The 13132-nt window shown below is 72.2% G+C and carries 5 protein-coding genes and 2 pseudogenes; 2 read left to right on the top strand and 5 right to left on the bottom strand.

Annotation, left to right across the window (positions count from 1 at the left end):
• Positions 1 to 10 precede the first annotated feature (10 nt).
• Positions 11 to 1426, top strand: a pseudogene (locus QMK28_RS13055) (alpha-amylase); the annotation flags it as partial.
• Between the two features lie 182 nt (positions 1427 to 1608).
• A complete protein-coding gene (gene pulA / locus QMK28_RS13050) occupies positions 1609 to 6981 on the top strand; it encodes a pullulanase-type alpha-1,6-glucosidase (RefSeq protein ID WP_326437350.1) in 5373 nt (1790 codons plus the stop codon).
• Between the two features lie 98 nt (positions 6982 to 7079).
• Here the strand turns inward: pulA and QMK28_RS13045 are convergent, their stop codons facing one another.
• From QMK28_RS13045 to QMK28_RS13025, 5 genes and pseudogenes are all read right to left on the bottom strand, one after another.
• Positions 7080 to 7763, bottom strand: coding sequence for an ester cyclase (locus tag QMK28_RS13045; protein WP_326437306.1), 684 nt, complete (start codon positions 7761 to 7763; stop codon positions 7080 to 7082).
• A gap of 117 nt (positions 7764 to 7880) precedes the next feature.
• On the bottom strand, positions 7881 to 8594 hold the full coding sequence (locus QMK28_RS13040; protein ID WP_326437304.1) for a TetR/AcrR family transcriptional regulator: 714 nt from the start codon (positions 8592 to 8594) through the stop codon (positions 7881 to 7883).
• Between the two features lie 111 nt (positions 8595 to 8705).
• Positions 8706 to 9788: a PDR/VanB family oxidoreductase gene (locus QMK28_RS13035; protein ID WP_326437302.1), complete on the bottom strand. Its 1083-nt coding sequence runs from the start codon at positions 9786 to 9788 to the stop codon at positions 8706 to 8708.
• Positions 9789 to 10055: 267 nt separating this feature from the next.
• A pseudogene (locus QMK28_RS13030) lies at positions 10056 to 10943 on the bottom strand (metal-dependent hydrolase); the annotation flags it as partial.
• Between the two features lie 141 nt (positions 10944 to 11084).
• Positions 11085 to 13079, bottom strand: coding sequence for a hypothetical protein (locus QMK28_RS13025; protein WP_326437300.1), 1995 nt, complete (start codon positions 13077 to 13079; stop codon positions 11085 to 11087).
• Positions 13080 to 13132 lie beyond the last annotated feature (53 nt).

The raw sequence follows: 13132 nt of genomic DNA, 5'->3' as shown, positions 1-13132 counted from the left end.
GAGCCGACCAATGCTCGGCGCCCCCCACCCCGCTCGTACCTCAAGTCGCCGCCGTTCCCTCGACGTCGCCGTCGCGCTTGTGGCGGCCTCGGCGACGATGCTCGGCGTGCCCGCGCCCGCGCGGGCCGCGCCGCCCGGCGACAAGGACGTCACCGCCGTCCTCTTCGAGTGGCGCTTCGACTCGGTCGCGAAGGAGTGCGCGGACACCCTGGGCCCGGCCGGTTACGGCTACGTCCAGGTCTCACCGCCGCAGGAGCACGTCCAGGGCGGCCAGTGGTGGACCTCGTACCAGCCCGTCAGCTACCGGATCGCGGGCCGGCTGGGCGATCGCAGCGCCTTCAAGAACATGGTCGACTCCTGCCACCGGGCGGGCGTCAAGGTCGTCGCCGACTCGGTCATCAACCACATGGCCGCCGGCAACGGCACCGGAACCGGCGGCTCTTCGTACACGAAGTACGACTACCCCGGGTACTACCAGCAGCAGGACATGGACGACTGCCGCGCCCCGATCAGCGATTACGGCGACCGGGGCAACGTCCAGAACTGTGAGCTGGTCGGCCTCGCCGACCTGGACACCGGCGAGGAGTATGTCCGCTCCAGGATCGCCGGCTATCTCAACGACCTGTCGTCGCTGGGCGTGGACGGCTTCCGCATCGACGCCGCCAAGCACATCCCGGCCGACGATCTGGCCGCGATCAAGGGCAAGTCGACCGATCCGAACGCCTATTGGAAGCAGGAGGCGATCTTCGGCGCGGGCGAGGCGGTCTCGCCCAGCGAGTACCTGCGGACCGGCGACGTCCAGGAGTTCCGCTACGCCCGTGACCTCAAGCGGGTCTTCAACAGCGAGAACCTCGCCTACCTCAAGAACTTCGGCGAGGGCTGGGGCTATATGGCCGGCGGCAAGTCCGCCGTCATGGTCGACAACCACGACACCGAGCGCGGCGGCGACACCCTCAGCTACAAGGACGGCGCGAACTACACGCTCGCCAACGTCTTCATGCTGGCCTGGCCGTACGGCGCGCCGGATGTGCACTCCGGCTACGAGTTCACCGACCGCGACGCGGGGCCGCCGAACGGGGGGACGGTCAACGCGTGCTGGCAGGAGGGATGGAAGTGCCAGCACAAGTGGCCCGAGATCAAGTCGATGGTCGCCTTCCGCAACACCGTACGCGGCACCGCCGTCACCAACTGGTGGGACAACGGCGGCGACGCCATCGCTTTCGGCCGGGGGAGCAAGGGCTTCGTGGCCGTCAACCACGAGGGCGGGTCGCTCAGCCGTACATTCCAGACCTCGCTGCCCGCCGGTGACTACTGCGACGTGCAGAGCGGCAGGGGCTACCCGGTCGACGGCTCCGGCCGCTTCACCGCGACGCTCGGCGCGAACACCGCGCTGGCCCTGCACGTGGGGGCGCGCGGCTGCGGCGGGAGCTGAGACCCGGCGCGTCCGACATGCGGCGCGGCGGACAACCGGCCGGGGCGCTCTGCCCCGGCCGGCTGTCAGCCCCAGCCCCAGCCCCCCGTTCCGCTCCTCCCCAGCCCCAGCCCTCCTCCGTCCCACCCCCTCTAAAGGAGATCCCATTCGTGACCGGCTCCTCGCTCCGCCGCCGTATGGCCGCTGTCCTCGCGGCAGCGCTGTTCGCCGCGGTCCTACCGGCGGCGCAGCCCGCGTACGCCGTGCCCAAGCCGCCCCCGCCGCCCTCGGACGCCGCGCTCGCCCGGCAGCCGGCCCGGCATGATCTGACCCGCGAGCAGTTCTACTTCGTGTTGCCGGACCGGTTCGCCAACGGCTCGTCGGCCAACGACAAGGGCGGGCTGACCGGCAGCAGGCTCCGCACCGGTTACGACCCGCAGGACAAGGGCTTCTACCAGGGCGGCGACCTCAAGGGGCTGGCCCGGAAGCTCGACTACATCAAGGAACTGGGCACCACCTCCATCTGGATGGCGCCGATCTTCAAGAACAAGCCGGTGCAGGGTGAGGGCAAGGACGCCTCGGCCGGTTACCACGGCTACTGGATCACCGACTTCACGCAGGTGGACCCGCACTTCGGCAGCAACGCCGATCTCACGAAGCTGATCGACAAGGCCCACGGCAAGGGCATGAAGGTCTTCTTCGACGTCATCACCAACCACACCGCCGACACCGTCGACTACGCCGAGAAGGCGTACGGCTACCGGCCCAAGGGCGCGTACCCCTACCTCGACCGGCAGGGCAGGCCCTTCGACGACCTGGGCGGCAGCGGCGGCGGCAGCGGCAGCAGCGGGAAGGGCAACGGCAGCGGGAAGGGCGAAGGCGCGGGCAGGACCAAGGTCGACGCCGGCTCCTTCCCGTACACCCCGAAGCCCAGACCCGGCGAGCGCAAGACGCCGGCCTGGCTCAACGACCCGACGATGTACCACAACCGGGGCGACTCGACCTTCGCCGGCGAGAGCGCGGAGTACGGCGACTTCTCCGGCCTCGACGACCTGTGGACCGAGCGGCCCGAGGTCGTGGACGGGATGGCGAAGATCTATCAGCGCTGGGTGCGCGACTTCGACATCGACGGCTTCCGGATCGACACCGTCAAGCACGTCGACCTCGACTTCTGGACCCAGTGGGCCACCGCCCTCGACGCCTACGCGGCGAAGCGGGGCCGCGATGACTTCTTCATGTTCGGCGAGGTCTACTCCGCCGACCCGGCCGTCACCGCGCCCTACGTCACCAGGGGACGCCTCGACTCGACGCTGGACTTCCCCTTCCAGGAGGCCGCGCGCTCCTACGCCTCGCAGGGCGGCCCGGCCGAGAAGCTGTCCGCGCTCTTCGCCCAGGACTACCGCTACACCAGCGACAAGGCCAACGCCTACGAGCAGGTGACCTTCCTCGGCAACCACGACATGGGCCGCGCCGGCAGCTTCCTCAAGCAGGACAACCCCAAGGCCGACGACGCCGAACTGGTCCGCAGGGCGCGGCTCGGCGACGAGCTGATGTTCCTCAGCCGGGGCAACCCGGTCGTCTACTACGGCGACGAGCAGGGCTTCACCGGCGCGGGCGGCGACCGGGACGCCCGGCAGTCCCTCTTCGCCTCGAAGACCCCCGACTACCTGGACGACGACCAGCTCGGCACGGACCGTACGCACGCGAGCGACGCCTACGACACCGGACATCCGCTGTACCGGTCGATCGCCGCGCTCTCCAAGCTGACCCGCGAACACCCGGCGCTGCGCGACGGCGTGCAGACCGAGCGATATGTCGACAAGACCGTGTACGGGTACTCGCGGACGGACGCGAAGAAGCGGATCGAGTACGTCGTCGCGGTGAACAACGCGGCCGAGGCCAGGACGGTCGAGATCCCGACCGGCTCGGCGGGCATGGACTTCCGTACGGTCTACGGCGGCGAGGGAGCGGGCGTCACCCGCAGTGGCGCCGACAGGAAGATCACCGTCACCGTCCCCGCCCTGTCCGCGACCGTGCTCCAAGCCGCGAAGCCGCTCGCCCGGCCCGATGCCGCGCCCGCCGTCACCCTCAAGGCCCCGGCGGCCGGGGCGACCGGCACCGTCGAGATCGAGGCGGACGTGTCCGGCGGAGCGCTGAACCGCGTCGTGTTCGCCACCCAGACTGGCAGCGGCGCGTGGCGCACCCTCGGCTCCGCCGACCACACCCCGTACAAGGTGACCCAGCACATCGGCGCGCGAGTGGCGGCCGGAACGCCCCTGCGGTACAAAGCAGTTGTGGTGGACAGCTCGGGCCGCACCGCGAGCGCGCGCGCCGCGACGACGGCGGGCCGGACCCCCGCGCCCGGGAAGCCCAGCGCCGTCGAGCGCGAGTACGCGGTCGTTCACTACCGGCGGCCCGACGGCGACTACAGCGACTGGCAGCTCAAGGCGGGCGCGCGGAGCGGCGCGTTCACCGGACGCGACGCCTATGGGGCCTTCGCCTGGATCAAGCTCGCGAAGGGTGAGGCCCAACTGCCCTTCACCGTCGAGAAGAACGGCGCGGCCGACGGCCCCGAGCGGACCGTCCCGCTGGCCAGGACCGGCGAGGTCTGGATCGGGCAGGGCAAGGACGACCTCGTCGAAAAGGCCCCCGACGGGGCCTATCCGCCGCAGGACACCAAGAAGGCGGTCCTGCACTACCAGCGCGCCGACGGCGACTACGACGGCTGGGGGCTGCACACCTGGACCGGCGCGGCAGAGCCCACCGACTGGTCGAAGCCGCTGCCGCCCGCGAAGAAGGACGCGTACGGCGTGACCTTCGAGGTCCCGCTCGCCGCCGGGGCGACCGCGCTCAGCTACATCCTGCACAAGGGCGACGAGAAGGACCTGCCCACCGACCAGTCCCTCGACCTCGCGACCTACGGGCATGAGGTCTGGATGCTCGGCGGACAGCCGAAGTACCTGCTGCCGACCGTCGGCGGCGCCCCCGACCTCGACCTGGGCAAGGCCGAGGCGCAGTGGATCGACCGCGACACCGTCGCCTGGAAGGCGACCGCGACCGGAGCCACCAGCCAGCAGCTCGTCTACGCCCCTAAAGGTGGCATCACGATCAAGGACGGAGCGCTCTCCGACGAGGGCCACTGGCTCCGGCTCACCCCCGTGGAAGGCGGCCTGAGCGCCGCCCAGCGGGCCAAGTACCCGCACCTCAAGGACTATCCGGCCTTCCGCGTCGACCCGCGCGACCGGGACCGGGTCCGCGCGGCGCTCAAGAGCCAGCTCATCGCGACCCAACGGGCCGCCAGCGGCGCTCTGCTCGCGGCGGCCGGCGTCCAACTCCCGGGAGTGCTGGACGACTTGTACGGCGCGTCGGCCGCCGGGGCGGAGCTGGGGCCGGTCTTCTCGCGCGGACGCCCCACCCTCTCCGTCTGGGCGCCGACCGCGCGCACCGTCTCACTGGAACTGGACGGCAAGACCGTCCCGATGCGGCGCGACGAGCAGACCGGCGTCTGGAGCGTGACCGGCCTCAAGAGCTGGACCGGAAAGCCGTACCGCTACGCCGTCACCGTCTGGGCCCCCAGCGTGCGCGGACTCGTCACCAACAAGGTCACCGACCCCTACTCGACCGCCCTGACCACCGACTCCAAGCAGAGCCTGATCGTCGACCTGGCCGACCCGAAGCTCGCGCCCAAGGGCTGGTCCCGGCTCAGGAAACCGGCCGCCGCCCCGCTGCGCGACGCCCAGATCCAGGAGCTGCACATCCGCGACTTCTCGATCGCGGACCGCACCTCGAAGCACCCGGGGGAATACCGCGCCTTCACGGACCGCACCTCGGACGGCATGAAGCACCTCGCGAAGCTCGCCGACGCCGGCACCTCGTACGTCCACCTGCTGCCCGCCTTCGACATCGGCACCATCCCGGAGCGCAAGTCCGACCAGGCCGAGCCCGGCTGCGACCTGGCCGCGCTGCCCGCCGACTCCGAGAAGCAGCAGGAGTGCGTCGGCAGGACCGCCGCCAAGGACGGCTACAACTGGGGCTACGACCCGCTGCACTACACCGTCCCCGAGGGCTCGTACGCGAGCGACCCCGAGGGCGCCCGGCGGACCGTCGAATTCCGCGAGATGGTCCAGGGGCTCAACGGCACCGGCCTGCGCACCGTCATGGACGTCGTCTACAACCACACCGTGGCCGGCGGCCAGGACGACAAGTCGGTCCTCGACCGGATCGTGCCCGGCTACTACCAACGGCTGCTCGCGGACGGCTCCATCGCGAACTCGACCTGCTGCGCCAACACCGCGCCGGAGAACGCGATGATGGGCAAGCTCGTCGTGGACTCCGTGGTGACCTGGGCCAAGCAGTACAAGGTGGACGGCTTCCGCTTCGACCTCATGGGCCACCACCCCAAGGCCAACATCCTCGCCGTCCGCAAGGCGCTGGACGCGCTGACACCCGCCAGGGACGGCGTTGACGGCAAGAAGATCATCCTCTACGGCGAGGGCTGGAACTTCGGCGAGATCGCCGACGACGCGCGCTTCGAGCAGGCCACCCAGGCCAACATGGCGGGCACCGGCATCGCCACCTTCAACGACCGGGCGCGCGACGCGGTGCGCGGCGGCGGCCCGTTCGACGAGGACCCGGGCGTGCAGGGCTTCGCCTCCGGACTCTTCACCGACCCCAACGACTCGAAGGCGCAGGGCGCCCCGGCCGAGCAGAAGGCCCGGCTGCTGCACTACCAGGACCTGATCAAGGTGGGCCTGACCGGTAACCTCGCCGGGTACGCGTTCACGGACTCGTCCGGCAAGGAGGTCCACGGCAAGGACGTCGACTACAACGGAGCGCCCGCCGGCTACGCGGCAGCCCCCGGCGACGCCCTCGGCTACGCGGACGCCCACGACAACGAGACGCTCTACGACGCCCTCGCGTTCAAGCTCCCGCAGCGGACCTCCGCGGCCGACCGCGCCCGACTCCAGGTCCTGGCGATGGCCACCGCGGTCCTCTCCCAGGGCCCGGCGCTCAGCCAGGCCGGCTCTGACCTGCTGCGCTCCAAGTCGCTGGACCGCAACTCCTTCGACAGCGGCGACTGGTTCAACGCGATCCAGTGGCGCTGCGAGAACGGCGACGGCTTCGGCCGCGGCCTGCCGCCGGCCGCGGACAACAAAGCCAAGTGGCCTTACGCGAAGCCGCTGTTGGCGGACCCCGCGCTGAAGCCTGGCTGCCCGGCCGTCGCCGGCGCCTCCGCCGGGTACCGGGACCTGCTGAAACTCCGCACGACGGAGCGGGACTTCGGCCTCGCCTCGACGGACTCGGTCCAGTCCGCGCTGTCCTTCCCGCTCTCCGGCCGGGACGAGACACCGGGCGTCATCACGATGCGGCTCGGCAAGCTCGTCGTGGTCCTCAACGCGAGCCCGCAGGAGCAGCGGCAGCGGGTGCCGGCGCTGGCGGGCGAGGGGTACGCGCTGCACGGAATCCAGGCTGAGGGGGCCGACCCGGTCGTCAAGAGGTCCGGCTACGAGAGGGCGAGCGGCACGTTTGCCGTTCCGGCGCGGACGGTCGCGGTGTTCACGCGGCGGTAGTGACTGGCAGGGCACTACTGCCGCGCTGTCCTCAAGCGCTGGGGGAGCTTGAGGACACCGTCCACCGGGCGCTCCGGTCAGCCATGCCGCTCAGCCGGCTACTTTCCCGGAGCCACCGGGCAGCCCCCCGTGAGCCGCCCGAGGAAGCTCGTCGGATCGTAGAAGTGCTCGACCTCCAACAGCCGCAGGTCGTCGCTGACAGTGGCGACGCTGACGCCGAACATCTCGATCGTCTCGCCGCTGGGCCGGAAGCCCTTGTACTCACCCTCGAAGCTGCCCCAGTGCCGCCAGCGGAAGGTGACCGTCGGCGGCGGCGAGAGGACATCGAGCACCTCCCAGAAGAACCCCTGCGGGAAGGCGGTGTGGAACACCTTGTGCGAGGAGTCGAAGTCCTCCGCGCCCGCCGGGTAGAAGATGCTGTCGCCGATGAGGATGTTGTAACTGCCCTGCTCGACGATGTCGGCGGCGCTCGCCCACGCACCGCCGTTGATGCGGGTGCGGAAGGTGTCCGTGACCATCGAGACCCAGGTCCGCGGGTCCTTCTTGTGCGAGACCTCCATCTCGAAGACCTGGACGATGCTCTCGGCGATCGCTTCGAGCGAACCCGCCTCGAACCGGTGCGTCCGCTGTCCGGGCATCACCGTGTGCGACAGGTGGTAGTCCGGCGCCTCGTCCCGCCAGTCCCCGGGATCAGCGGCGGCGACGACCGCTTCGCGCCCCTGGAGCCACAGCGGTGTCTCGGGCGCGGGCGCGGCGGCGGGGCTGGGCGGGGAGTCCGGCACGTTGTCATCCTCTGTATCGGGTCGGGGGCGGGCGGCTGAAGGCGCCGACTTCCTGATGGAGCCTCAGCCCCGATCTTTACCCAGACAATTACCGTACGCAAGAGGGGACTTGAGATCTCAGGACTGCTGGGGGACCAGCGCGAGCAGGCGTTGAACCAGGGCCGAGAAGGGGCCGTCCGGGGGCTCGTCGGTGAGCATGCGGTGGAGTTGGGCGGCCATGCCCTCGTCGTACGCCGCACTCACCGCGGCCAGCGCCGCGAAGTCGTGGACGAGTTGCAGCTCCAGCTCGGCGCGCGGGATGACGCGGCCGTCGAGCCAGATCAGCGCGGTCGTCTCGGCGAGCGAGATCCAGGAGCGGACGAGCAACTCCATGCGCGGGGCGGGGTGTTCAATGCCGAGGTGGGCGATGATCTGCTCGTACGCGGCCTGCCGCACCTCGTCGATCATGGCGTTGGCCCGGCTGGCGGAACCGGCCAGGCCGGCCGCCGCGGGGCCGCCGCGCATCAGCGCCGTGAAACCCGGACCGTGTCCGTCGACGAAGTCGAAGAAGCGGCCCATCACCCGCAGCAGCCGCTCCCCGAGCGCGCCGTCCGGCGGTTCGAAGAAGCGGGACGCGAGATCGTCGGCGGCGCGGCGCAGCGCGGCCTCGTACAGGCTCTGCTTGCCGGGGAAGTAGTGGTAGACGAGGGGGCGGGATATCCCGGCAGCCGCGGCGATCTCGTCGATCGAGACCTCGTCGGGGGAGCGGTGACTGAAGAGGTCGAGTGCGACGGCGATCAGCTGATCGCGTCGCTCCTCGACGCCCATCCTGCGGCGCACACCGGTCGTCATGCGCCCACTCTAACGACCGCTGTAACGGCCGCCGGGGCTGCCGGTCCGCCCACCCGGTCCGCCCGCCCACCCGGCCCGGCGGGCGGACCGGGCCGCGCCCTCGGTGTCCGTTCAGAGGTCGAGCGTGAGCCGCTCGCCCCGGGCCCGCGACACGCAGATCAGCATCGAGTCGATACGTTCCGTGTCGGTGAGCAGCTCGTCCCGGTGATCGACCTCGCCGGACAGCACGCTCTGCTGACACGTACCGCAGAAGCCCTGCTGACAGGAGTACGCGATGTCGGGCAGCGCCTCCGCGCGGAGGGCCGCCAGCGCGCTGGTGCCGGCCGGGACGGTGACCGTGCGCCCTGTGCGGCGCAGTTCGACCTCGAACGCGCGCTCCTCCCCGGCCGGCGAGCCGGTGGCGGGGGAGAACCGCTCCAGGTGCAGGCCGCCGTCCGGCGGCGTCCGCACGCACAGGGCGGCGACGGCGTCCATCAGCCCTTCCGGTCCGCAGCAGTAGACCGCCGCGCCCTCGGGGAGACCGACGAGCAGCGCGGACAGGTCCGGCAGCCCCTGCTCGTCCTCGGCGGCGACGGTGACCCGGCCGGCCGGGCCGCCGAGCTTCTCGATCTCGTCGAGGAAGGGCATCGTGCGGCGCGAACGCCCGCCGTACAGCAGCCGCCAGGGCGTCCCGGCGGCCTCGGCGGCGCGCAGCATCGGCAGGATCGGGGTGATCCCGATGCCGCCCGCGACGAAGACGTACGCGGGCGCGTCCACCAGCGGGAAGCGGTTGCGGGGGCCGTGCACCTCGACCCGCTCGCCCTCGCGCAGCAGGTCGTGCGCCTCGCGGGAGCCGCCCCGGCCTTCGTCGATCCGGCGGATCGCGATGGCGTAGCCGGCCGTGTCGGCGGGGTCGCCGCACAGCGAGTACTGGCGGACGGTCCCCGACGACAGCACGAGATCGAGGTGCGCTCCCGGCTCCCAGGCCGGCAACTCCTCGCCGGTCAGCCGCAGCCGTACGACACCGTCCGCCTCCATCGTCCGCTCGTCCACCGTCAGCCGCAGCGCGCCGGGGGCGACGGCGGGCGCGGCTGCTCCCCCGCCGGGCAGCGGCCACAGCGGCGGCCGGGGCGCGCGCAGCTTGCGGCGCGGCCGACGGCGGACCACCCAGGCCGCGCCGGCTATGAGCAGGACGTGGCGCGTTCGGATCGGCATGGGTCAGGCCCCTTCCGGGTCCGGGGCGGGCTTGGCAGTGCCGGCCGGCTCCGAGCCGGTAGCCGGACCCGGGACGGATGCGGGCTTCGGCGTCGGGGCGGGCTTCGCAGCGCCGGTCGGCTTCGAGGACGCGGCCGGCTTCGGGGCCGAGTCCGCCTTCGGGGCGCCGGCCCGCTCCTGGGCCGGGGTTGACGCCTGCTCCGGAGCCGCGGCGGCTCCCGCCGCCCCCTTGCCGGGCTGCGCCGCCGCCGTCACCGGCACTGCCGGCTCACTGGCCCGAGCCGCGGGCGACTTCGCCAGGTAGGCGAGCGCCTGAGCCGTCGAGCCCTCCTGCGAAGGGTGGTACGAACGGCGCAGATAGCGCGGCGCGGCCCCCAGGATCGCGCCCGGCGTCGGCAGCAGGCCCTGCTTGCCGGCCCGGAAGAACTCCTTGATGTGCGGCTCGGTGCGCAGCACCGTCGGGTCGTTGGCCATGAAGAATTTCACGCCGCGCTGCCACAGCCACATCAGAGCGGTGAAGGCGCTCGCCCAGGTGCGGGCGCGTCGCTTGTAGCCGCCATCGAGGTGCATGAAGACCTCGAAGGCCACCGAGCGGTGCTCGACCTCCTCCGCGCCGTGCCAGCGCAGCAGGTCGAGCATGGTCGGGTCGGCGCCCTTGCGGTCCAGCGCCTCGGCGTCGAGGACCCACTGTCCGAGCACCGCCGTGTAGTGCTCGATCGCCGCGATCATCGCGACCCGTTCCAGCAGCCACCAGCGGCGCGCCATCGGCGGCGCGGTGTGGTCGCTGAGCATCCGCTCGAAGAGCCACTCGACCTGGTCGGTGTACGGGGTCGGGTCGAGGCCCTGCGCCTTGAGGTGCGGCAGCACGCCGGAGTGCGCCTGGGCGTGCATCGACTCCTGGCCGATGAAGCCGATGACGTCCTCGCGCAGCTTCGGGTCGTGGATGTACGGAAGTATCTGTTTATAGACGTGTACGAACCAGCGCTCGCCGGCCGGCAGCAGCAGGTGCAGCACATTGATGGTGTGGGTCGTGAACGGATCGCCTGGAACCCAGTGCAAGGGGGTGTCCGACCACTCGAAGGCCACATTGCGGGCTTTCAGCGCGGTGTGCTCGGACGCGACCGGGAGGGGCTGCACCTTGGCCGTATTAGACATGTTGTCAATGTACTGGCGAGTAAGGCGGCGCGACAGACCTGTGCACCGACAATCGCACTGACGATCGCACCGGCAGTCGAATCGCCAGTCGAACCGGCGATCGCAGGCCATCGCGCCACCCGGCCCCCTCCCGCCCCGCCCTCAGTGCAGCGCGCTGAACCCGCTGCCGTCCGCGAGCCGCGCCCGCAGCTCGGCGTGCGAGCCCTGCTTGGCGGGTACGGCGAGCAGGTGGCCCTGCGCGCTGCCCCGCACCCCGCCGCTCGCGGTGATCGAGGCGACCTGACGGTTGCCCGCGGCCAGTACGTACCAATTCCCGGCCCGCGACTTCCACACCACCCCGGCCAGCGCCCGCGGCTGCCGTGCCCCGCACGCCGGGGAGTCCTCGGCCCGCGCGACGACCGCGCCCGGTGTGCCGGGCCCGGCGGCCGGGGCCAGGAACTGCGCGAGCACCCGGTCGCCGCCGCCGCGCCAGGTGTCGGCGCGGGTGCACACCCACAGCGCGGTGCCGCTCTGCTCGGGCAGCGGCTGCGCGGCGTACGCCCAGGCGTTGACGGTCCGCACGCCCTGCGAGCGCACGTCCTGGAGCTGGCAGGCGGTGCGCGCCCAGGAGGTACGCGCCACGCTCCCGGCCGGGCCGGCGGACACGTCCCGCGGGCCGGCCGAGGGATTGCCGTACGTCAGCCGGGCCGGGGCCAGCTCGCCCAGGTCGGTCACCAGCCGGGAGCCGAGCTGGAGGGCGGGCCAGGCGGCGCAGGCACGCGAGGGCGCCGGGCTCGGCACCGGGTCGGTCACCCCGTCCGCGGCCACGGTCAGCGGCCGGGCCGCGGCGGCAGGCTTCACCAGGTCGCGGACGCCCGCGCGGCGCAGCCAGGGGGCCAGCAGATAGCGGACGTTGCCGTCGGTGCGGCCGACGATCAGGGCGGTCGAGGCGGCCGTGTCCGCGTTGTCCGTCCGGGCGAAGTCCAGCGCCGCGCCGGTCCCCTCGCCCTCGGCGTCGTCCGCCGCCTTCGGCTCGGCGTAGCGCACGACCCGCAGGCCGTCGTGGAGCAGCACCACGGCGGCCTGGTCGACCTCGCCGGCGTAGAGCAGCTGCGGCGGTCCCGCCGGGGGTCCGGCCGGGGTTCCCGGCGTCGCCGAGACCTGCACCGCCGCGCCGGGCCGCGCCCAGACGGCGAGTGCGCGGCGCAGCAGCTCCTTGTCGCCGACGCGGTCGCCCCGCGCGGGCCACACGGTGAAGTCCGTACGGGCCGAGCTGCGCCACGCGGCGGGCTCGACCTCGGTCAGCTCGGCCGGGTCGAGGGCCTGCTGCGCGGCGATGTTCTGCGCGTAGGGCGGGGCGGCGGCTCCGTCCGGGCCCCAGCCATCGCCCGGCAGACCGAGCAGCGCGCCGCACACCAGGACCGCCGCGCCGGCCGCGAGCGCGGCCCTGCCGTGCTGGCGGCGGCGCATCAGGTCGGTGGGGCGTGCCTGGAGCGAGCAGGGGTCGAACTCGGCCGATTCGAGCAGCGGGCGGTCCCGGCTGCCGGCCGGCACCTGGACGTCGTCCGCCTCCGTGACGGCGGCGCGCGGGTTCTCGACGCCGACGGCCGCCAGCACCTGGCGCGCGTAGCGGTCCGTGAGCTGTTCCAGCTCGCGCAGGACGAACGCGGCGCGGCCGGGACCGGAGAGCGAGGCCAGCGTCTGGTCCAGGGCGAGCTCCTCCGCCCCGCCGGAGCGCGGGAACAGCCGCAGTCCCCACACCTGCGGGAAGAGCGGCGGGAGTTGGCTGCGGTCGGGCAGATACCAGCGCCGCCGGGGGCCGGACAGGTCCAGCGCGGCGCGCAGCACGCGCTGCCGGACGAAGGTGTAGCCGGGATCGGCGCCCTCGTCCCCGTCGGCCTCGGGCCCCCCGGACTTGCGCTGCTCCGGCAGCGCGATGGCCGCGACGCTCGTACGGCTGCGCGGGAGCGCGCGCTGGGGGATCGAATGCGCGGTCAGCACACGGCGGTTGCGCCCGAGCGAGGGTGGGAGCACCAGGTAGGCGAGCCGCACCAGCCGGGGGTAGTGCTCGACGAGCGCGGCCTCGGCCTGCTCGACGTCAACGGGGGCGGTGTAGTCCGGGCGGGGGGCTGTCGCTTGCGTCGCTTGCTGCTGCACGTTCCGTAGAACGAGTGAATCCTCCGATGGTCACCTTGCCGACGGGGCTCAGG

The organism is Streptomyces sp. H27-D2, assembly GCF_035828615.1.
GTDB lineage: Bacteria > Actinomycetota > Actinomycetes > Streptomycetales > Streptomycetaceae > Streptomyces.
This window is presented reverse-complemented; position numbering and strand designations above follow the sequence as displayed.